The following is a 19,621-nucleotide window of genomic DNA, read 5'->3' as shown; positions in this document are numbered from 1 at the left end:
TACCTTACAGATCCGCGTCTTCCACCACCCTCACCTTCCCCGCCTCCAACGCATACGCCGCATCCGCCAGGTCATTGCTGACTTTCTCCACCTTCAAGGTGCCGGTCACCCACAGCGGCGTGTAAATGTCGTCGATCTTCAACCCTTTCGGATACCGCACCAGCACCAGCTGGTTCGGTGGCGGCGGCGGTACATGGATGCACGCCCCTGGGTACGGCACCAGGAAAAACAGCGTGCTGTTGCCTTTGGCATCGCTCTCCAGCGGCACCGGATACCCCCCCAGGCGGATCTGCCTGCCGTTCATGGCGGCCACGGTCTTGGTCGAGTACATCACCGCCGGCAGGCCTTTGCTCTGCTTCAGCCCACCCTTGGCGGTGAAGGTGCCCAGGGCTTCCGGGGAGTTGTGGTCGATCTCGGGCATCTGCTCGAGCGCCTTCTGGTCCGACTTGGGCATCAGCTCCAGCCAGTCGGTCTCGGGCAGTTCGGCATGGGCCAGGGCGCTGGCCAGCAACAGGGGAATGAGGAATAACGCACGCATGAAAATGCTCGGCAACTCAGGATGAATTGCCGGGCATTCTAGCGGGAATTCAGCGTTTCTTGATGAAGCCGTAGATCACCAGCAGGATGATCGCGCCGACCAGGGCCCCGAAGAAGCCCGCGGCCTGCCCGGCCTGGTAGATGCCCAGGGCTTGTCCGCCGTAGGTGGCGGCCAGGGAACCGGCGATGCCGAGGAGAATGGTCATGATCCAGCCCATGCTGTCGTCACCCGGTTTCAGGAAACGCGCCAGCAGGCCGACGATCAGGCCGATGAAGATGGTTCCAATGATGCCCATGGCAATCCCTCTGTGATGAACATGAAACATGCCAAAGCCTAGTCAGCGCTTTGGCATGCTGCCATCTCAGAGCGGCATTGCCCGGCAGAAGTTCGATCAGCCGGCGATCAACGCCTCTACTTCGGCAATCTTGGCCTTGAGGGTGGCCATGTCCTGGCAGCGCAGGGTGGCGTGGCCGACCTTGCGCCCGACCTTGAATGCCTTGCCGTAGTGGTGCAGGTGGCAGTCATCAATGGCGACCACCTTGTCCACCGCCGGCACTTCGCCGATGAAGTTGAGCATGGCGCTTTCGCCGACCTTCGCGGTCGAGCCCAGCGGCAGGCCGGCCACGGCGCGCAGGTGGTTCTCAAACTGGCTGCACTCGCTGCCTTCGATGGTCCAGTGCCCGGAGTTGTGCACACGCGGGGCGATTTCGTTGGCCTTCAGGCCACCGTCGACTTCGAAGAACTCGAAGGCCATGACGCCGACGTAGTCGAGTTTCTGCAGCACGCGGCCGACGTAGTCTTCGGCCAGGGCCTGCAACGGGTGCGCCTCGCTGGCCACCGACAGGCGCAGGATGCCGCTGTCGTGGGTGTTGTGCACCAGCGGGTAGAAGCGGGTTTCGCCGTCGCGGGCGCGCACGGCCACCAGCGACACTTCGCCGGTAAACGGCACGAAGCCTTCCAGCAGGCACGGCACGCTGCCCAGTTCGGCGAAAGTGTCGACCACGTCTTCGGGCTTGCGCAGGACCTTCTGGCCCTTGCCGTCGTAACCCAGGGTGCGGGTCTTGAGCACGGCCGGCAGGCCGATGCTGGCCACGGCGGCATCAAGGTCCGCTTGCGAGAGGATGTCGGCGAAGGCCGGGGTGGGAATACCCAGGTCGCGGAACATGCTCTTCTCGAACAGGCGGTCACGGGCGATGCGCAGGGCCTCGGCGCTCGGATAGACCGGGACGAACTGCGAGAGGAAGGCGACGGTCTCGGCCGGCACGCTTTCGAACTCAAAGGTCACCAGGTCGACTTCGTCGGCCAGCTGGCGCAGATGGTCCTGGTCACCGTAGTCGGCACGCAGGTGCTCGCCCAGCGGCGCGGCGCAGGCGTCCGGTGCCGGGTCGAGGAAAGCGAAGTTCATGCCCAGCGGAGTCCCCGCCAGGGCCAGCATGCGGCCCAGCTGGCCACCACCGATTACACCGATCTTCATGGGTTTCAGCCTCAAGCCTGACGCGGATCTGGATTGTCCAGCACGGTGTCGGTCTGCTCGGTGCGGAACTGCTTGAGCGCCGCGTGGAACTGCGGGTGCTTGGCCCCGAGGATGCTCGCCGACAGCAAGGCTGCATTGATCGCGCCGGCCTTGCCGATGGCCAGGGTGGCGACCGGGACACCAGCAGGCATCTGCACGATCGACAGCAGCGAATCGACACCCGAGAGCATCGACGACTGCACCGGCACACCGAGCACCGGCAGGTGGGTCTTGGCGGCGCACATGCCCGGCAGGTGGGCGGCGCCACCGGCACCGGCGATGATCACTTCGATGCCGCGGCCTTCGGCCTCATCGGCGTACTGGAACAGCAGGTCCGGGGTGCGGTGGGCGGAAACCACCTTCACTTCGTAGGGAATGCCGAGTTTTTCCAGCATATCGGCGGTGTGGCTAAGGGTGGACCAATCGGACTTGGAGCCCATGATCACGCCAACCAGTGCACTCATCGTCGAGCCTCTTCGCTTGTGCGCCCGCAGGCGCGTCAAAAAACAACAAGCCACGCGGGACGACCGGCGTGGCTTGTTTGCTGATCATGACCGGAATCTATCCGGTCGAGGGGCCGCGCAGTATAGCGTAACGCGAGGCAATCACGGCACCCCCGGCGACCAACTGTCGGCCTTATTTTTCGGGGGTTTGGCTGACTTTCGGGTCAACTGAACCACCCTCCAGCTTGCGCCACAGCAAGCGCACGTTGGCCTTGCGCACCAAGGCACAGCGATACAGGCGGATTTCCAGCGGCACATGCCACTGGCTGCCACCGCAGATCGCCAGCTCGCCACGCTCCAGTTCACCGCGCATCGACAGTTTCGGGACCCAGGCGATGCCCATGCCTTCGAGCGCCATGCTCTTGAGACTGTCGGCCATGGCCGTTTCATAGACAGTGGTATAGCGCAGGTTGCGCTGGCGCAGCAGCAAGTTGACCGACCGGCCGAGGAAAGCGCCGGCGCTGTAGGCCAGCAACGGCACGCTGGCCTCCCCCTCCAGGTCGAACAGCGGCTTGCCGTCGGGGCCCACGGCACACACCGGGAGCATTTCGGTATTGCCCATATGCAGCGACGGGAAGATCTCGGCGTCCATCTGCAACGCCGCGTCCGGGTCGTAGAACGCCAGCATCAGGTCGCAGCCGCCTTCGCGTAATGCATGCACCGCATCACCGACGTTGGTGGCGACCAGGCGCGTGGCGATGTTCAGGCCATCGTTGCGCAATTGCGCCACCCAGCGCGGGAAAAAGCCCGATGCCAAGGAGTGCGCGGCCGAGACCTGGATCACCTCGCCCTGGCCGCCTTCCAGGTGATGTAAATGGCGAAGAACTTCGCTCAACTGGTCGACAACGGTGCGCGCGGTGACGAGAAACAGCTGCCCGGCCTCGGTCAGCTCGATGGGCGTGCGGGAACGATTCACCAAGGTCAACCCAAGCGCCGCTTCCAGGCTGCGTATGCGTCGGCTGAACGCCGGCTGGGTAACGAACCGGCGCTCGGCCGCTTGCGAGAAACTGCGGGTCGAGGCCAGGGCACTGAAGTCCTCCAGCCATTTGCTTTCGAGGTTCATCGACTACTCCGCACTGCGTGCACCAAAATGGAACACGCTCGATTGTCAATCGGCGTCACATCAAACCGTATGCCGTTTGCGCATAGGTTAGCGTGCAACAGCATTGGCCGCAAAATCTGGGCAGCCCTAGCATTGGCGCCATTCCGGCAGGTGCCGGGTCAAAATCGAGATGATATCCATCATGTCCTCCGCTGCATCGTTCCGCGTCGAAAAAGATCTGCTTGGTACCCTTGAAGTCCCTGCCGATGCCTACTACGGCATCCAGACTCTGCGCGCTGCCAACAACTTCCACCTCTCCGGTGTTCCGCTGTCGCACTACCCGAAACTGGTAGTCGGCCTGGCGATGGTCAAGCAGGCAGCTGCTGACGCCAACCGTGAGCTGGGGCACCTGAGCGATGCCAAGCACGCCGCGATCAGCGCAGCCTGCGCACGACTGATCAAAGGCGACTACCACGAGCAGTTCGTGGTGGACATGATTCAAGGCGGTGCTGGTACTTCCACCAACATGAACGCCAACGAAGTCATCGCCAACATCGCGCTGGAGGCCATGGGTCACCAGAAGGGTGAGTACCAGTACCTGCACCCGAACAACGATGTGAACATGGCGCAGTCGACCAACGACGCCTACCCGACCGCGATCCGTCTGGGTCTGCTGCTGGGCCACGACGCCCTGCTGGCCAGCCTCGACAGCCTGATCCAGGCCTTCGCTGCCAAAGGTAAAGAGTTCGACCACGTACTGAAGATGGGCCGTACCCAGCTGCAGGACGCCGTGCCGATGACCCTGGGCCAGGAATTCCGCGCCTTCGCCACTACCATGACCGAAGACCTGCAGCGCCTGCGCTCGCTGGCTCCGGAACTGCTGACCGAAATCAACCTGGGCGGCACCGCCATCGGTACCGGCATCAACGCCGACCCGGGCTACCAGATGCTGGCCGTACAGCGCCTGGCTATCATCAGCGGCCAGCCGCTGGTGCCGGCTGCCGACTTGATCGAAGCCACCTCCGACATGGGCGCCTTCGTGCTGTTCTCCGGCATGCTCAAGCGCACCGCGGTCAAGCTGTCGAAGATCTGCAACGACCTGCGCCTGCTGTCCAGCGGCCCACGCACCGGCATCAACGAGATCAACCTGCCGGCGCGCCAGCCAGGCAGCTCGATCATGCCAGGCAAGGTCAACCCGGTTATCCCTGAGGCCGTCAACCAAGTCGCCTTCGCCATCATGGGCAACGACCTGGCCCTGACCGTCGCCGCCGAAGGTGGCCAACTGCAGCTGAACGTGATGGAGCCGCTGATCGCCTACAAGATCTTCGACTCGATCCGCCTGCTGCAACGCGCCATGGACATGCTGCGCGAGCACTGCATCGTCGGCATCACCGCCAACGAACAGCGCTGCCGTGAACTGGTCGAGCACTCGATCGGCCTGGTCACCGCCCTGAACCCGTACATCGGCTACGAAAACGCCACCCGTATCGCCCGCGTTGCCTTGGAAACCGGCCGCGGCGTGCTGGAACTGGTGCGCGAAGAGAAGCTGCTGGACGAAGAGATGCTCAACGACATCCTGCGTCCGGAAAACATGATCGCTCCCCGTCTGGTTCCGCTGAAGGCGTAACCCAGACCGCTGCAAACAGTCTCACCAGGTCGAGGGACTAGACACCTCTCAACCTTTCAAGGGCCCGAGCGCATGCTACGGGCCCTTTTTTTATGCACGGAACAGGCACCTGCTAAACGGCACACAACTTGCTCGGTAATGCTCCCCAGCTCAACGGGATGCCGAGCATGCTGCACAGCCACCTCACCACCCTCAACGCCGTTTCGCTGATCCTCCAGGTGTTCCAGGAAGACGGCGTGGACGCGCAGCATATGCTCGCCGGCAGCGGCATAGGCCCCGCAGACCTGGGCCACGCCGATGCGCGCATCACCACCCAGCAGGAACTGCAGGTCTGCGCCAACGCCGTGTCCAGGCGCCAGGACATCGGCCTGGAACTAGGCCGGCGCATGCATGTGTCGTGCTACGGCATGCTCGGTTACGCCCTGCTCTCCAGTGCCACTTTGGGTGACGCCCTGCGCCTGGCGCTAACCTTTCCGGCACTGCTGGGAACAGTTTTCCAGCTACGCCTGGTGGACGATGGCCAGCGCGTGTGGCTCAGCGCCAGCGACCATTACGACGCGCCTGGGCTGGCCGCCTTCAATGCCGAATTCTGCCTGCTGTCGCTGAAAGTGATCTGCGACGACCTGCTCGGCCGCCAGCTACCGTTGCTGGCGGCCCGCTTCGAACACCCGCGCCCGAGCTATCACGCGCTCTATGAACCTGCATTCCAGTGCCCGCTCGGCTTCGACGCCAGCGACAATGCCTTCGCCTTCGAACGACGCTGGCTGGACATGCCCTTGCCCCTGGCCGACCCGATCACCCACAAGGCCATGGGCGAACGCTGCCGACGCCTCAACCTGGAGTTCACCGGCCGCCAAGCGTGGCTGGGGCGGATCCGCCAGCTGCTGCTGCGGCAACTGGATGCCGCGCCTGGGCTGGAAGGTTTGGCACGGCAGATGAACTGCTCGTCGCGCACACTGCGCCGGCATTTGCAGGCGCTGGGCAGCAGTTATCAACAGCTCCTCGACGAACTGCGCTTCGAGCGGGCCAAGCAGTTGCTGGCCGAGGACCAGATGCCGATCTACCGCATTGCCGAAACATTGGGGTTCAGCGAGACCACGAGCTTCCGGCATGCCTTCCAGCGCTGGAGCGGCGTGGCGCCCAGCCATTTTCGCGGTTGACCGGTTGCGGACGGCTTGGCCACATCGATCCCCTTTTGGCCGTTTGCGACGTTCTCCAGTACCGGGCAGTCCGTAAAAATGGCTCCACGCCAGTGAATACGGAGAACAACAACGTGCTGACGATCTATTCCGATGACCACCGCCTGCACCATGGCCGCTGCGAGCTCATCGACGGCAAGCTGATGCCCTGTTTCGAAATGCCGTCGCGCGCCGACCACGTCCTGGAGCGCGTCAAGCAGCGCAACCTCGGGCCCGTGCAGGGCCCCGTCGACTTTGGCCGCGCACCGCTGCAGCGCATCCACAGTGCCGACTACCTGGATTTCTTCGAAAGTGCCTGGGACCGTTGGGCCGCGCTTGGCCAGGAAGGTGACCTGCTGCCGTTCACCTGGCCAGCGCGCACCCTGCGCCAGGTCAAACCCAGCGGCCTGCACGGCGAGCTCGGTTACTACAGCTTCGACGCCGGCGCACCGATCACCGCCGGCACCTGGCAGGCCGCCTACAGCGCCGCCCAGGTCGCCCTGACCGCCCAGGCTGCGATCCAGCAAGGCGCCCATGCCGCCTTCGCCCTGTGCCGGCCGCCAGGGCACCACGCCGCAGGCGAAGTGATGGGGGGTTACTGCTACCTCAACAACGCAGCCATTGCCGCCCAGGCCTTCATCGACCAAGGCCGGCGCAAGGTAGCCATCCTCGACGTCGACTATCACCACGGCAACGGTACGCAGGACATTTTCTACACCCGCAACGACGTGTTCTTCGCCTCGATCCACGGCGACCCGCAGGACGAGTTCCCGTTCTTCCTCGGCTACGCCGACGAGACCGGCGAAGGTGCCGGCGAGGGCTGCAACATCAACTACCCGCTGCCTGCCGGCAGCGACTGGGCAGCCTGGAGCGCAGCCTTGGAAGACGCCTGCCAGCGTATCGCCGCCTTCAGTGCCGATGTGCTGGTGATCTCCCTTGGCGTGGATACCTTCAAGGACGACCCCATCTCCCAGTTCAAGCTCGACAGTCCCGACTACCTGGCGATGGGCAAGCGCATCGCCCAGCTGGGCAAGCCGACCTTGTTCGTGATGGAAGGCGGCTACGCTGTGGAGGAAATCGGCATCAACGCGGTCAATGTGCTGGAAGGCTTCCAGCAGGCCCAGCCAGGAGCGTGAACATGACCCGACTCAAATGTCTGCTCGCCCCGCTCATCGCCACCGGCCTGTTCGCCGGCGCACTCCAGGCACACGCCGAACAGAGCACCCTGCGGGTGTACAACTGGTTCGACTACATCACCCCGCAAACCCTGGTCGACTTCCAGAAGGACAGCGGGGTCAAGCTGATCTACGACATCTTCGACACCAACGAAGCACTGGAAGCCAAGCTGCTTACCGGCAACTCCGGCTATGACGTGGTGGTGCCGTCCAACGTGTTCCTCGCCAAGCAGATCGAGGCTGGGGTTTTCCAGCCCCTTGACCGCGGCAAGCTGCCCAACTGGCAGCATCTGGACCCGGCACTGATGAAACTGATCGAAGCCAACGACCCCGGCAACAAGTTTGCCGTGCCTTACATGTACGGCACGGTGCTGATCGGCTTCAACCCAGACAAAGTCAAGGCCGTGCTCGGCGACGACGCACCGGTGGACAGCTGGGACCTGATCTTCAAGGAAGAGAACATCGCCAAGCTCAAGCAGTGCGGCGTGGCACTACTTGATTCGCCGTCGGAGATCCTGCCGCTGGCGCTGTCGTACCTGGGGCTGGACCCTAACAGCGGCAAGCCGGCCGACTATCAAAAAGCCCAGGATCTGCTGCTGAAGATCCGCCCGTATGTAACCTACTTCCACTCGTCCAAGTACATGGCCGACATCGCCAATGGTGATATCTGTGTGGCGGTGGGCTACTCGGGCAGCTTCTCCCAGGCCGCGAATCGGGCTCGCGAAGCGAAGAACGGCGTGGTGGTGGACATGCGCCTGCCCAAGGAAGGCGCACCGATCTGGTTCGACATGCTGGCGATCCCCAAGAACGCGGCCAACCCTGAAGATGCCCACACATTCATCAACTACCTGTTGCGACCAGAAGTGATCGCGCCGATCAGCGACTTCGTCGGCTACCCGAACCCGAACAAGGATGCGACCGACAAGGTCAGCCCGGCGATCCGCAACAATCCAAACCTGTACCCGACGGCGGAGGCAATGGCCAAGTTGTACACGCTCAAGCCGTTGCCACGGGATGCCGAGCGGGCACGGACGCGTGCCTGGACCAAGATCAAGTCCGGCACCTGATGTTTTTGGGGCTGCTCTGCAGCCCATCGCCGGCAAGCCGGCTCCCACAAAGAAATGTGCAATTCCTGTGGGAGCCGGCTTGCCGGCGATGGGTCGCAGAGCGCCCCCATTCAATCTCGCCAGGCCTTGCGCAGGCGCATCAAAGCCTGCGCAATCTCCCCTTCTGGCACTGCCGCGAATCCCAGTACCAGCCCTGCCCTCGCATCCGCAGGCTCCGCGCTGTCCTCCAGCCAGTAGCTGCTCAGCGGAGTGACCTCCACCCCCACCGCCTCCGCCCGCGCAACCAGCTCCTGCTCCCGCGCCAAGTTATCCACAGCTACCTTCACATGCAGCCCTGCTGCGACGTCCGGCATTGCCCCCAGCCCCGGTACCTCCACCGGCCAACCGGCCTTCAGCACATTCCTGCGGGCCAACGCCGCCCGGCGCATACGGCGGATATGTCGCTGGAAATGCCCTTGGGCCATGAACTGCGCCATGACACATTGCGTGCCGACTTCCGAGTGACGCACCGACAGCGCCTTGGCCTGGCTGAATGCCCGCACCAGGCGCCTGGGCAGCACCAGGTAACCCAGCCGCAAAGCCGGAAAGGCGATCTTGCCGAACGTTCCCACGTACAGCACCCGGCCCTGCCGATCCAGTGCCGCCAGCGGCGCCAAAGGCGCACCGCTGTAGCGGTACTCGCCATCGTAATCGTCCTCGACGACCCAGCCGTCCTGGCGCTCGGCCCAGGCCAGCAACGCCAGGCGCCGGGCCAGGCTCATGGTCACACCGGTAGGGTACTGGTGAGCCGGGGTCACGTAAGCCAGCCTGCAATCCGGCAGCTCGGCCAGGCGCGCACAGTCCATGCCCTCTTCATCTACCGGCACGCCCCTGACCCTTGCCCCCGCCAGGGCGAAGGCGTGCCCGGCAGCGCGGTAGCCCGGGTTTTCCACAGCCACCCCGTCACCAGGCTGCAACAGCAACTGTGCACAAAGGCTGATCGCCTGCTGCGCACCACTGGTGATCACAATTTGTTCAGCACTGCAGGAAAGCCCTCGCGACCGACGCAGATAGGTGGCGATCAATTCACGCAACGGCAGCTCCCCTGCCGGGTCGCCATAACCGAGCTGCGCCGGATCGGGATTTCGCCAGAAACCCGCTTGCAGCTTGGCCCAGACCTCGAAAGGAAACAGGTCGAACGCTGGCAGACCAACCCTGAAAGCCCTCGGCGCGTCGCCTTTGGGCGGCGGCAAATGGTGCTTTTCCAGACGCAGCAATGGCTCACTACGCCCTGCGAAACTGGATAAATCCTCAGTATCAGGCGCTTCAAATGTGGATAAGTCTGTTGATAACCACCGGGATAACCCTGTGGACAGTTGTGTGGATAGTTTTCCCAGGCGGCTTACATAGGTGCCATCGCCTACCCGGCTTTCGATGAAGCCCTCGGCATACAACTGGTCATAGGCACGCACCACGCTATTGCGCGACAACGCCAGCACCGCCGCGAGGTCACGGGTGGCAGGCAGCCGTGCTCCGCCTTCCAGGCGCCCATCCAGCACGCGCGCGCGCAAGGCCTGGTAGAGCTGCTGGCTGAGCCCGCGACGGCGATCCAGGACGATCCCGGCCGGATCGAAAGGCAACGCGTAGGTACGTTCGCTCATGGCATTGGACCTATGAAAACAGTCATGAATGGCTCTTACACCGAACCATTAGCCTGCCTAGGATGAAGCCACAGCACAAGGAACACCGGCATGTACAACAGCAAACCGCATCAGGAACATGACCTTGGCCGCCTGCACCAGCACATGCAGCACACCCGCCTGGCAACGCTGATCAGCCACGGTGAGCACGGGCTGCTGGCCACCCATCTGCCCGTGCTGGTCGCCACCGGCGAGGGCGAATTCGGCACGGTCTACGGCCACCTCGCCCGGGCCAACCAGCAATGGCAGGACCTGGCACAAGGCGCTGAAGCCTTGCTGGTATTCCCCGGCGCCGACGCCTATGTCAGCCCCGGCTACTACCCGAGCAAGGCCGACAACCCCAAGGTGGTGCCCACCTGGAACTATATGGCGGTGCATGCCTGGGGCCCGGTGGAGGTGATCCACGAGCCGACACAATTGCTGGACATCGTCAGCCGCCTGACCGACCGCCATGAGCAAGGCCGCGCAGCACCGTGGAACGTCGCCGATGCTCCGGCTGACTACCTTGACGGCATGCTCCGCGCCATCGTCGGTATCCGCCTGCCGATCGCCCGCCTGCAGGGCGCACGCAAGCTCAGTCAGAACCGTTCGGCGCAAGATATCGCCGGGGTCCGCGAAGGCCTGGCCGCCAGCGCCGACCCTGTGGATAACCAACTCGCCGCGCACATGCGCGACCTCTGAAGGAAAAACCCCATGACAGCCATCACTCTGCGCCCGGTTCGCGCCGAAGACCATGCCGCCTGGCTGCCCTTGTGGCAGGCCTATCTGCGCTTCTACCAGACCGAACTACCCGACGCAGTCAACACCAGCACCTGGCAACGCCTGCTCAATGCGAACGAGCCGACTCACTCGGCGTTGGCCTGGGTCGATGGCAAGGCGGTGGGGATGGTCAACTTCATCTACCATCGTTCCAACTGGAGCATCGAGAACTCCTGCTACTTGCAGGACCTCTACGTGGACAGTGAAGTACGTGGCCTGGGCATCGGCCGGCAGCTCATCGAGCATGTCTACGCCACGGCCAAGGCCGCCGGCTGCATCAAGGTGCACTGGCTGACCCACGAGACCAACGCCACCGCCATCAGCTTGTACGAGCAGGTCGCCGAGCGCCCGGGCTTCATCCAATTCCGCAAAGCACTGTAGGCCGCACATGAACGACGCATTGAACTGGAAACCCGCCGGTACGCCCAAGGCCGAGCCCATCGAAGGCCGTTTCATCCGTTTGGAGAAGCTTGACCCGGCGCGCCATGGCAACGACCTTTGGGAAGTACTGCAAGGTCCGGGCTCGGACCCAGCGCTATGGGACTACCTGCCCTACGGCCCGTTTGCTGAGCGCGCCAGCTTCGACCGCTGGCTGGAAGGCAACGCCGCCAGCCGCGACCCGCTGTTCTACAGTGTGATCGACCGCGCCAACGGCCAGGTTCAGGGCATCCTCAGCTACATGTCGATCGTCCCCGAACAGGGCCGCTTCGAGATTGGCCACATCGCCTTCGGCGCCGCCATGCAACGCACACCCAAGGGCACCGAGGCGGTTTACCTTTTGAGCAAGCTGGGCTTCGAGCTGGGCAATCGCCGGCTGGAATGGAAGTGCAACGACGCCAATGCCCGCTCCAAGCGCGCGGCCGAGCGCTTCGGTTTTGTGTTCGAGGGCGTGTTCCGCAACCACATGGTGGTCAAGGACCGCAACCGGGATACGACCTGGTATTCGATTACCGACGCCGAATGGCCGGCGGTGGCGGCGGGGTTCGAGCGCTGGTTGAGCGTGGATAACCAACAACCTGAAGGTCAGGTGAGGACGCTGGAGGCCTGTCGCCTGGGCTGATCTCATCGCGGGGCAGGCTCCCACGGTAATGCGTGGGAGCAGACTTGTCCCACAAGGCCATCATCTGATCTGACGTCGACGCGTGACCACGCCCATCTGCAGACCGAACGGCTTGAATACCGCATTCAGCGATTTGAGCGTAGGGTTGCCCTCCCCCTGTTCGATCTGGATCAATGTGCGGACCGAAATCTTGCACATCCGCGCAAACTGGGTCTGCTGCATCTTCGCCACTTCCGTACGCAGCCGCCTGACCGCTGCACCAAGCTCCAGGCTGCCGTCGGCGATGCCTTCACGCACACCGTCGATCAACAACCCGCGAGCATCAATGGATACCGTCATGCCAACCCCCACTCGGCTATCCGCCGCTCAAGCTTGCCCAGCGCAATAGCCGGGTGACTCATGACCCGGCTTGCCAATCCCAGTTCGCTCAGGATATCGGGCAATGCCAGCAACTGGCGGGCATCCTCGCGCAAACGCTGGTACGCCTGCTCCGGGTCAATGAACGTAGCAAGGGCGTTGCACACCGACAACCAGTCGATTTCACCAGCCCGCTCGATCGTCGCTGGCCATTTGGTTGTCCGTGTTACCCCCTCCTGATCCATCACCATCGGCGCAAGGTCATAGATTGGCGCCATACGCACCGCATCGCGGGTGCGGATGATGGCAGTATTGCGTCCATGGTTGTCGGCGTTGCCCAGGATCTTGTTGATCAGGTCTCGGCGCAGATAATCCGTAATCAGCCCAGGCACCTGATCCGACTGCCCGGCCTCACGCCATAGCGCAACAAGGGTATCGATCACCTCCAGGTGGCCCATGCGGCTGCCGGGCTCGGTTATACCGCACAGCGAGTAGACCGACTCCACAGCTAGGCGCTGCACTCCCTCTGCGGACACCTGACGATCGAAGCGCTCCATCCAGAGGCTGGGCTTGTGGCCCTCCTCCAACGCCATGTGTTCACTGGCTACCGTATCAATACCTAAACGCTGCAAGGCTTTGTAGTAGAGGTGCTCGGCTCGCAGAATCTCCTGGTCATCAACCAGTGCCTGGTTTCTGGCGAACTTGATGAACCAGTGACGGCGGGCGTGCTCGTCGGCAAGCACGGCATCCGGGTACAACTGCCCGCTTTCGTCCTCTGTCATCAACAGCTTCGGCGCTTCACCGCCAGCACCGGTCGCACCGCCAATGGCCGCTCCCTGCTCATAGGCGTACTCGAGAAAGCGCTGATCCCGGGAAACGACATCCTCGCGGGTAAAACCGATGGGGTTTGCCAGATCCAGTTGCTCGAAGGACTCCTTGATACGCAGGTTACCAATCGGCGCAGGGGTGGAGCGCGCAAGCAGAAACAGGTCTTCTCCCATGCCAGCCGGCCTCTCGCGGCCAATATGCTTGAGCAGGAAGCGTTTGGCGGCACCGGCAGGGGCGATGTCGTAAAGGAATGCAGGGGCGTGGGGCAGGCGATGGCTGCCAAAATCCACCGGCAGCCTTGCACTCGCCGCTTGGCAGAATAGGCTGTCATAGCCATCTGGATTCGCCCTGACGTAGTCGGACAGGTAGCCAAACTCGCAAGGGCTGGCGAGGCTGTGCTCCGGCTGTGCGAAGGTCATTGCCAGGGCGTCCTGCCACTTGCCGTAGACATGGAGCTGGAGCGTAAGTCTGTGCATGGGCCGCCTGTGATTGACTGCATGTGAACGGGTCAACCATTCATTCGATATGCAGCTTAGTGCAGATTTTTACAGAAACTCAATAAATAATCTGCATTAAAATGCATAAACTATAAAACCACACATCTAATTCTGCAAAATAGTGCAGATTGAATGACAAAAAAAGGGGAGCATCCGCTCCCCAGAGGTTAACCGCTTGTAGATGAAGGCTTCTGTCAGCCTTCAATCTCGATCAGGATTTCGCCCGGGGTCACCCGGTCGCCCTTGGCCACGTGGATGGCCACGACCTTGCCGGCGATCGCCGCCTGCACTTCGGTCTCCATCTTCATCGCCTCGGTGATCAGCACCGCCTGGCCGGCCTTGACCACGTCGCCTTCCTTGACCAGCACATCGACGATGTTGCCCGGCATGCTGGTGCTGACGTGGCCCGGCGCGCTGGCCTGCTTGCGCTTGCTGCCGCCACCGCCGACGAATTCGTTGAGCGGCTCGAACACCACTTCTTCCGGCATGCCGTCGATGGACAGGTAGAAGTGGCGCTTGCCTTCGGCCTTCACGCCGACACCGGTGATGTCGACGCGGTAGGTTTCACCGTGGACATCGATGACGAACTCGGTCGGCACGCCTTCACCGCCCACCGCCCCCACCGCGCCGGCTTCCGGAATCGGCAGCAAGGCTTCTGGCTTGAGGGTGCCGGCTTCACGCTCCTCGAGGAACTTGCGGCCGATGTCGGGGAACATGGCGAAGGTCAGCACGTCCTCCTCGGAGTGCGCGAGGCTGCCGATGTCGGCGCGCAGCTTGGCCATCTCCGGCTTGAGCAGGTCGGCCGGGCGCACGTCGATCACGTCCTCGCTGCCGATCGCCTGACGGCGCAATTGCTCGTTGACCACACCGGGGGCTTTGCCGTAGCCGCCTTGCAGGTACAGCTTCACTTCATTGGTGATGGTCTTGTAGCGCTCGCCGGCCAGCACGTTGAAGAACGCCTGGGTGCCAACGATCTGCGAGGTCGGGGTCACCAGCGGCGGGAAGCCAAGGTCTTCACGCACCCGCGGGATCTCCGCCAGCACCTCGTTCATGCGGTTGAGCGCGCCCTGCTCCTTGAGCTGGTTGGCCAGGTTGGAAATCATCCCGCCCGGTACCTGATTGACCTGCACGCGGGTGTCCACGGCGGTGAACTCGCTTTCGAACTGGTGGTACTTCTTGCGCACGGCGTAGAAGTACAGGCCGATCTCCTGCAGCAGCTCGAGGTCCAGGCCGGTGTCGAACTCGCTGCCCTTGAGCGCGGCGACCATCGACTCGGTGCCCGGGTGGCTGGTGCCCCAGGCGAAGCTGGAGATCGCGGTGTCGATATGGTCGACGCCGTTCTCGACGGCCTTGAGCTGGCACATCGCGGCCAGACCAGCGGTGTCGTGGGAGTGGATGAACACCGGCAATGACTGCTCGGCTTTAAGTGCCTTGACCAACTCGCCGGTGGCGAACGGGGTCAACAGGCCAGCCATGTCCTTGATCGCCACCGAGTCGCAACCCATGGCTTCCATCTGCTTGGCCTGCTGCACGAAGGCATCGACGGTATGCACCGGGCTGGTGGTGTAGGCGATGGTGCCCTGGGCGTGCTTGCCAGCGGCTTTCACCGCCTCGATGGCCACGCGCAAGTTACGCACGTCATTCATGGCGTCGAAGATGCGGAACACGTCGATGCCATTGACCGCAGCCTTGGCCACGAAGGCCTTGACCACGTCGTCACTGTAATGGCGGTAGCCCAGCAGGTTCTGCCCACGCAGGAGCATCTGCAGACGGGTGTTGGGCAGCGCGGCACGCAGCTTGCGCAGGCGCTCCCACGGGTCTTCCTTGAGGAAGCGCACGCAGGCGTCGAAGGTGGCGCCGCCCCAGACCTCCAGCGACCAGTAGCCGACCTTGTCGAGCTTGTCGCAGATCGGCAGCATGTCTTCGGTGCGCATGCGGGTGGCCAGCAGGGACTGGTGGGCGTCACGCAGGATCGTGTCGGTAACAAAGATTTTCTTGGACATTATTCGGTTCCTCACAGGCCTGCGTGGGCGGCGATGGCGGCGGCGATGGCCAGGGCCAGCTCTTCGGGTTTGCGCTTGATCGAGTAGTTGGTCAGTTCAGGGTGGCTTTCGACGAAGCTGGTGTTGAACTGGCCGCTACGGAATTCCGGGTTGCGCAGGATTTCCTGGTAGTACGCGGCAGTGGTCTTGACCCCCTGCAGGCGCATGTCGTCCAGGGCCCGCAGGCCGCGGTCCATGGCTTCTTCCCAGGTCAACGCCCAGACCACCAGTTTCAGGCACATGGAGTCGTAGAACGGGGGAATGGTGTAGCCGGTGTAGATCGCCGTGTCGGTACGCACACCCGGGCCGCCCGGGGCGTAGTAGCGGGTGATCTTGCCGAAGCTGGGCAGGAAGTTGTTCTTCGGGTCCTCGGCGTTGATGCGAAACTGCAAGGCAAAGCCGCGGTGCTGGATATCTTCCTGCTTGATCGACAGCGGCAGACCGGAGGCGATGCGGATCTGCTCGCGAACGATGTCGATGCCGGTGATTTCCTCGGTGATGGTGTGTTCCACCTGCACCCGGGTGTTCATCTCCATGAAGTACACCTCGCCATCAGCGAGCAGGAACTCCACGGTACCGGCGTTCTCGTAGTCCACCGCCTTGGCCGCGCGCACGGCCAGGTCGCCGATGTAGGCACGCTGCTCAGGGGTCAGTTGCGGGCTCGGGGCGATCTCGATGAGTTTCTGGTTGCGGCGCTGGATTGAGCAGTCGCGCTCGAACAGGTGCACCACGTTGCCGAAGCTGTCACCGAGAATCTGCGCCTCGATGTGCTTGGGGTTGACGATGCACTTTTCCAGGAACACTTCCGCCGAGCCGAAGGCCTTGGTGGCCTCGGAAATCACCCGGGGGAAGTTCTGTTCCAGTTCCTCGCGGCTGTTGCAGCGGCGAATCCCGCGCCCGCCGCCACCGGAGGTGGCCTTGAGCATCACCGGGTAACCGATGCGATCGCCTTCCTGCAAGGCTTCATGAATATCGGCGACGTTGCCTTCGGTGCCGGGGGTGACCGGCACGCCGGCCGCGATCATGGTGCGGCGCGCTTCGGTCTTGTCACCCATGCGGCGAATGACATCGGCGGCCGGGCCGATGAACTTGATCCCGCGTTCAGCGCAGATCTCCGCCAGTTCGGCGTTTTCCGACAGGAAACCGTAGCCGGGATGCAAGGCATCGCAGCCGGTCTCGACAGCAAGGTTCACCAGCTTGCGCGGGTTCAGGTAGCCGGCCAGGGGCTCGGCACCGATGCTGTAGGCCTCGTCGGCGCGCTTGACGTGCAAGGCGTGGCGGTCGGCGTCGGAGTAGATCGCCACGGAGCGAATGCCCATCTCGGCGCAGGCACGCACGATCCGTACTGCAATCTCACCCCGGTTGGCGATCAGGATTTTTGTTATCACTGGAGTCTTCCCAAAGCCGTAGGAACAGACGATCCGGTTCTACCGGTCGGCGCGTGACCAGACGTCGCTGGCCAGTCGCATATTCACCCTAGCGCTGACGGTCGATAAACAAAAATCAATATTTGTTAGAGGCAGCATAAGCAAAAGCTTATAGTTGGGTAACAAGGTTTTGCCGGAGCACCGCAAAAAATGCGCAAGTCATTGATGCGTATGACTTTACGTCAGTTGCAGATCTTCAACGAAGTGTGTGATTTGCGCTCCTACAGCCGGGCGGCCGAGGAGATGGCGCTGACGCAACCCGCCGTTAGTCTACAGATCCGCCAGCTCGAGGAGCTGGTTGGCCAGCCGCTGTTCGAGTATGTCGGCAAGAAGCTCTACCTAACCGAGGCCGCCGAAGCGCTGCAACGCGCCAGCCGGGATATCTTCGGGCGCCTGGAGAACCTCGACATGCAGCTGTCGGACATGCAGGGCTCACTGCAGGGCCAGCTGAAACTGGCGATCGAGTCCAGCGCCAAGTACTTCGTGCCACACCTGTTCGCCGCCTTCAAGCAGCGCCACCCGGAGGTCAACCTCACCCTGACGGTGGTCAACCGTGCCCAGGCGATCAGGCGCCTGTCGGACAACCGTGACGACCTGGTCATCATGTCCATGGTGCCCCAGGACATGGGCCTCGAGTTCCTGCCGTTCCTGAACAACCCGATCGTCGCCGTGGCACCGCCGCAACACCCGTTGTGCAAGCCGGACAGCCTGCGCCTGCAGGATCTCGAGCCGCACACCTTGCTGGTCCGTGAACAGGGTTCGGGCACCCGCAAGGCCTGCGAGGAGTTTTTCAAGGACAAGCGCGTGCATTTCACCCAGACCCTCGAGGTGGCCTCCACCGATGCCCAGCGCGAATGCGTGGTGGCCGGGCTGGGCATTGCCCTGCTGACCCGTCATGCGGTCAACATGGAGCTGGCCACCGGCATGCTCAGGGAGTTGCCGGTGGAAGAACTGCCGTTGTACCGCAGCTGGTGCCTGGTGCAGTCCCGGAGCAAGCGGCAATCGCCGGTGGCCCTGGCGTTTCAAGCGTTCATCCGCAGCGAACGTGCAATGATCAGCGGGCTTGTTGAGCGTTTCTCGGGGAAGTTGCCGCCGATACCTGCCACACCGTGAGGTCCTGCAGGTCAGGGTAGTCGGCCAGTTCGCGCAGCAACTGGCGTTGGTCGCAGTAGCATTCGATCGCGCGGCGGTACTCCATGCGGCGCTGATCCTTTTCCTGCTGCTTGCGAGCCTTGGCGTTGGGTTGGTACACACCGTCGTGATCACGTGCCATTGCCTGTCTCCCAGAAAGGATGCGGGGAGTTTCAGGGTGGGCCTTGGGGTTTACGGTTTAACGGTGAAACGATGACAAAACCGTGAAGCTTGAGGAGAAGCCCGCTCCCACGCCAGTCGCATATACGAACAGCGTGCAGGTCAGTCGTCAGTCGCCTTGATCGACTTGGGCGACAGGCGCAGGCTGCGCAAGCTGCGTTTCACGCTCTTCAGGTGGTTGACCAGGCTCGGCCCGCGGGCCATGGCCACGCCCATGGCCAGCACGTCGATCACCACCAGGTGGGCGATGCGCGAGGTCAGCGGCGTGTAGATCTCGGTGTCCTCGTGCACGTCGATGGCCAGGTTGACCGTCGACAGCTCGGCCAGCGGTGTCTGGCTCGGGCACAGGGTGATCAGGTTGGCACCGCTCTCGCGCACCAGGTTGGCGGTGATCAGCAGGTCCTTCGAGCGCCCCGACTGGGAAATGCACACCGCCACATCGCCCGGCTTGAGCGTGACAGCCGACATTGCCTGCATGTGCGGATCGGAATAGGCCGCCGCGCTGAGCAGCAGGCGGAAGAACTTGTGCTGCGCATCCGCCGCGACCGCGCCCGAAGCACCAAAACCATAGAACTCCACGCGCTGGGCCTGGGCCATGGCCGTCACCGCCTGCTGCAAGGCTTGCGGGTCGAGGTGCTCGCGCACTTCCATCAAGGTATGCAGGGTGGTGTCGAAGATTTTCAGGCTGTAGTCGGCGACCGAGTCGTCTTCATGGATGGCGAACTGACCGAAGCTGGCGCCGGCAGCCAGGCTTTGCGCCAGCTTGAGCTTGAGATCCTGGAAGCCCGAGCAACCGATCGCCCGGCAGAAGCGCACGATGGTCGGTTCGCTGATCCCCACGCTGTGCGCCAGGTCGGCCATCGAGCTGTGCATGACGGCAGCCGGATCGAGCAGCACATGGTCGGCCACTTTGAGTTCCGATTTGCGCAGCAGGTGCCGCGATTGGTCGATATGTTGCAACAGATTCACGGGCTGGACTCGGTTATGATCGGCGTGCCGGGATGTAGCTTTCTTGTAG

Annotated in this window: 20 protein-coding genes; 8 read left to right on the top strand and 12 right to left on the bottom strand. The window is 62.9% G+C overall.

Features of this window, described 5'->3' with window-relative positions; genetic code table 11:
• Positions 1–4: 4 nt before the first annotated feature.
• The 5 genes from ACQ4OD_RS09295 to ACQ4OD_RS09275 all read right to left on the bottom strand — a co-directional run bounded on the left by ACQ4OD_RS09295 (position 5) and on the right by ACQ4OD_RS09275 (position 3,617).
• Positions 5–538: a DUF3299 domain-containing protein gene (locus tag ACQ4OD_RS09295; RefSeq protein ID WP_173862461.1), complete on the bottom strand. Its 534-nt coding sequence runs from the start codon at positions 536–538 to the stop codon at positions 5–7.
• Between the two features lie 49 nt (positions 539–587).
• Positions 588–833 (bottom strand): GlsB/YeaQ/YmgE family stress response membrane protein, encoded by a 246-nt coding sequence (locus ACQ4OD_RS09290; protein ID WP_023629866.1) that lies wholly within the window; start codon positions 831–833, stop codon positions 588–590.
• 96 nt (positions 834–929) lie between these two features.
• Positions 930–2,012 (bottom strand): 5-(carboxyamino)imidazole ribonucleotide synthase, encoded by a 1,083-nt coding sequence (locus ACQ4OD_RS09285; protein ID WP_046857612.1) that lies wholly within the window; start codon positions 2,010–2,012, stop codon positions 930–932.
• An 11-nt stretch (positions 2,013–2,023) separates the two neighbouring features.
• Positions 2,024–2,515, bottom strand: coding sequence for a 5-(carboxyamino)imidazole ribonucleotide mutase (purE, locus tag ACQ4OD_RS09280; protein WP_031314848.1), 492 nt, complete (start codon positions 2,513–2,515; stop codon positions 2,024–2,026).
• Positions 2,516–2,687: 172 nt separating this feature from the next.
• The gene (locus ACQ4OD_RS09275; RefSeq protein ID WP_023629864.1) at positions 2,688–3,617 is read right to left on the bottom strand and encodes a LysR substrate-binding domain-containing protein; all 930 of its coding nucleotides are present in this window, start codon (positions 3,615–3,617) and stop codon (positions 2,688–2,690) included.
• A 181-nt stretch (positions 3,618–3,798) separates the two neighbouring features.
• On the opposite strand from ACQ4OD_RS09275, the gene aspA reads away from it, so the two are divergent.
• The 4 genes from aspA to ACQ4OD_RS09255 all read left to right on the top strand — a co-directional run bounded on the left by aspA (position 3,799) and on the right by ACQ4OD_RS09255 (position 8,643).
• Positions 3,799–5,223 (top strand): aspartate ammonia-lyase, encoded by a 1,425-nt coding sequence (gene aspA, locus ACQ4OD_RS09270; RefSeq protein ID WP_031314847.1) that lies wholly within the window; start codon positions 3,799–3,801, stop codon positions 5,221–5,223.
• Positions 5,224–5,390: 167 nt separating this feature from the next.
• Entirely contained in the window at positions 5,391–6,383 is a 993-nt protein-coding gene (locus tag ACQ4OD_RS09265; protein ID WP_430944194.1) for an AraC family transcriptional regulator, read from the top strand.
• 113 nt (positions 6,384–6,496) lie between these two features.
• The gene (locus tag ACQ4OD_RS09260; protein ID WP_139674814.1) at positions 6,497–7,537 is read left to right on the top strand and encodes a histone deacetylase family protein; all 1,041 of its coding nucleotides are present in this window, start codon (positions 6,497–6,499) and stop codon (positions 7,535–7,537) included.
• A gap of 2 nt (positions 7,538–7,539) precedes the next feature.
• The gene (locus ACQ4OD_RS09255; RefSeq protein WP_139674811.1) at positions 7,540–8,643 is read left to right on the top strand and encodes an extracellular solute-binding protein; all 1,104 of its coding nucleotides are present in this window, start codon (positions 7,540–7,542) and stop codon (positions 8,641–8,643) included.
• A 110-nt stretch (positions 8,644–8,753) separates the two neighbouring features.
• Here ACQ4OD_RS09255 and ACQ4OD_RS09250 read toward each other — a convergent pair whose 3' ends face one another.
• Positions 8,754–10,283, bottom strand: coding sequence for a PLP-dependent aminotransferase family protein (locus tag ACQ4OD_RS09250; protein ID WP_139674808.1), 1,530 nt, complete (start codon positions 10,281–10,283; stop codon positions 8,754–8,756).
• 90 nt (positions 10,284–10,373) lie between these two features.
• Between ACQ4OD_RS09250 and ACQ4OD_RS09245 the strand changes: the two genes are divergently transcribed.
• Genes ACQ4OD_RS09245 through ACQ4OD_RS09235 form a run of 3 tightly spaced genes read left to right on the top strand, consistent with a single transcriptional unit; the run spans position 10,374 to position 12,141 of the window.
• Positions 10,374–11,003 carry an FMN-binding negative transcriptional regulator gene (locus tag ACQ4OD_RS09245; protein ID WP_139674805.1) on the top strand — a complete coding sequence of 210 codons (630 nt, stop codon included), beginning with the start codon at positions 10,374–10,376 and terminating at the stop codon, positions 11,001–11,003.
• Between the two features lie 12 nt (positions 11,004–11,015).
• On the top strand, positions 11,016–11,462 hold the full coding sequence (locus ACQ4OD_RS09240) for a GNAT family N-acetyltransferase (RefSeq protein ID WP_139674802.1): 447 nt from the start codon (positions 11,016–11,018) through the stop codon (positions 11,460–11,462).
• 7 nt (positions 11,463–11,469) lie between these two features.
• Entirely contained in the window at positions 11,470–12,141 is a 672-nt protein-coding gene (locus ACQ4OD_RS09235; RefSeq protein ID WP_139674799.1) for a GNAT family N-acetyltransferase, read from the top strand.
• A gap of 60 nt (positions 12,142–12,201) precedes the next feature.
• Here the strand turns inward: ACQ4OD_RS09235 and ACQ4OD_RS09230 are convergent, their stop codons facing one another.
• The 4 genes from ACQ4OD_RS09230 to ACQ4OD_RS09215 all read right to left on the bottom strand — a co-directional run bounded on the left by ACQ4OD_RS09230 (position 12,202) and on the right by ACQ4OD_RS09215 (position 17,253).
• Positions 12,202–12,480, bottom strand: a complete 279-nt coding sequence (locus ACQ4OD_RS09230) for a helix-turn-helix domain-containing protein (protein WP_102685425.1) — start codon at positions 12,478–12,480, stop codon at positions 12,202–12,204.
• Positions 12,477–13,802 carry a type II toxin-antitoxin system HipA family toxin gene (locus ACQ4OD_RS09225; protein ID WP_430944193.1) on the bottom strand — a complete coding sequence of 442 codons (1,326 nt, stop codon included), beginning with the start codon at positions 13,800–13,802 and terminating at the stop codon, positions 12,477–12,479. The genes ACQ4OD_RS09230 and ACQ4OD_RS09225 overlap by 4 nt, the downstream gene beginning before the upstream one ends.
• Positions 13,803–14,017: 215 nt before the next feature.
• The gene (oadA, locus tag ACQ4OD_RS09220; RefSeq protein WP_102685427.1) at positions 14,018–15,826 is read right to left on the bottom strand and encodes a sodium-extruding oxaloacetate decarboxylase subunit alpha; all 1,809 of its coding nucleotides are present in this window, start codon (positions 15,824–15,826) and stop codon (positions 14,018–14,020) included.
• Positions 15,827–15,837: 11 nt separating this feature from the next.
• Positions 15,838–17,253, bottom strand: coding sequence for an acetyl-CoA carboxylase biotin carboxylase subunit (locus ACQ4OD_RS09215; protein WP_023630199.1), 1,416 nt, complete (start codon positions 17,251–17,253; stop codon positions 15,838–15,840).
• A 189-nt stretch (positions 17,254–17,442) separates the two neighbouring features.
• On the opposite strand from ACQ4OD_RS09215, the gene ACQ4OD_RS09210 reads away from it, so the two are divergent.
• Positions 17,443–18,405, top strand: a complete 963-nt coding sequence (locus ACQ4OD_RS09210; RefSeq protein ID WP_046857620.1) for a LysR family transcriptional regulator — start codon at positions 17,443–17,445, stop codon at positions 18,403–18,405.
• On the opposite strand, the gene ACQ4OD_RS09205 is transcribed toward ACQ4OD_RS09210, so the two are convergent.
• Complete coding sequence (locus ACQ4OD_RS09205) at positions 18,347–18,565, bottom strand: PA3496 family putative envelope integrity protein (protein WP_081941302.1); 219 nt, start codon at positions 18,563–18,565, stop codon at positions 18,347–18,349. The two genes, ACQ4OD_RS09210 and ACQ4OD_RS09205, sit on opposite strands and share 59 nt — an antisense overlap.
• Before the next feature lie 140 nt (positions 18,566–18,705).
• Positions 18,706–19,572 carry a transcriptional regulator HexR gene (gene hexR, locus ACQ4OD_RS09200; RefSeq protein ID WP_023630201.1) on the bottom strand — a complete coding sequence of 289 codons (867 nt, stop codon included), beginning with the start codon at positions 19,570–19,572 and terminating at the stop codon, positions 18,706–18,708.
• Positions 19,573–19,621 lie beyond the last annotated feature (49 nt).

Origin of the sequence: Pseudomonas sp. WC1, assembly GCF_050586565.1 — a bacterium.
Classification (GTDB): Bacteria; Pseudomonadota; Gammaproteobacteria; order Pseudomonadales; family Pseudomonadaceae; genus Aquipseudomonas.
This window is presented reverse-complemented; position numbering and strand designations above follow the sequence as displayed.

Excerpts from the sequence above, each read along its gene's own strand:
- ACQ4OD_RS09290 (WP_023629866.1), bottom strand. The coding sequence starts at position 833 with ATGGGCATCATTGGAACCATCTTCATCGGCCTGATCGTCGGCCTGCTG.
- ACQ4OD_RS09225 (WP_430944193.1), bottom strand. The coding sequence starts at position 13,802 with ATGCACAGACTTACGCTCCAGCTCCATGTCTACGGCAAGTGGCAGGAC.
- ACQ4OD_RS09275 (WP_023629864.1), bottom strand. The coding sequence starts at position 3,617 with ATGAACCTCGAAAGCAAATGGCTGGAGGACTTCAGTGCCCTGGCCTCG.
- ACQ4OD_RS09235 (WP_139674799.1), top strand. The coding sequence starts at position 11,470 with ATGAACGACGCATTGAACTGGAAACCCGCCGGTACGCCCAAGGCCGAG.
- ACQ4OD_RS09230 (WP_102685425.1), bottom strand. The coding sequence starts at position 12,480 with ATGACGGTATCCATTGATGCTCGCGGGTTGTTGATCGACGGTGTGCGT.
- ACQ4OD_RS09210 (WP_046857620.1), top strand. The coding sequence starts at position 17,443 with ATGCGCAAGTCATTGATGCGTATGACTTTACGTCAGTTGCAGATCTTC.
- ACQ4OD_RS09205 (WP_081941302.1), bottom strand. The coding sequence starts at position 18,565 with ATGGCACGTGATCACGACGGTGTGTACCAACCCAACGCCAAGGCTCGC.
- oadA (WP_102685427.1), bottom strand. The coding sequence starts at position 15,826 with ATGTCCAAGAAAATCTTTGTTACCGACACGATCCTGCGTGACGCCCAC.
- ACQ4OD_RS09245 (WP_139674805.1), top strand. The coding sequence starts at position 10,374 with ATGTACAACAGCAAACCGCATCAGGAACATGACCTTGGCCGCCTGCAC.
- ACQ4OD_RS09240 (WP_139674802.1), top strand. The coding sequence starts at position 11,016 with ATGACAGCCATCACTCTGCGCCCGGTTCGCGCCGAAGACCATGCCGCC.
- ACQ4OD_RS09285 (WP_046857612.1), bottom strand. The coding sequence starts at position 2,012 with ATGAAGATCGGTGTAATCGGTGGTGGCCAGCTGGGCCGCATGCTGGCC.
- ACQ4OD_RS09255 (WP_139674811.1), top strand. The coding sequence starts at position 7,540 with ATGACCCGACTCAAATGTCTGCTCGCCCCGCTCATCGCCACCGGCCTG.
- ACQ4OD_RS09250 (WP_139674808.1), bottom strand. The coding sequence starts at position 10,283 with ATGAGCGAACGTACCTACGCGTTGCCTTTCGATCCGGCCGGGATCGTC.
- ACQ4OD_RS09295 (WP_173862461.1), bottom strand. The coding sequence starts at position 538 with ATGCGTGCGTTATTCCTCATTCCCCTGTTGCTGGCCAGCGCCCTGGCC.
- purE (WP_031314848.1), bottom strand. The coding sequence starts at position 2,515 with ATGAGTGCACTGGTTGGCGTGATCATGGGCTCCAAGTCCGATTGGTCC.
- aspA (WP_031314847.1), top strand. The coding sequence starts at position 3,799 with ATGTCCTCCGCTGCATCGTTCCGCGTCGAAAAAGATCTGCTTGGTACC.
- ACQ4OD_RS09265 (WP_430944194.1), top strand. The coding sequence starts at position 5,391 with ATGCTGCACAGCCACCTCACCACCCTCAACGCCGTTTCGCTGATCCTC.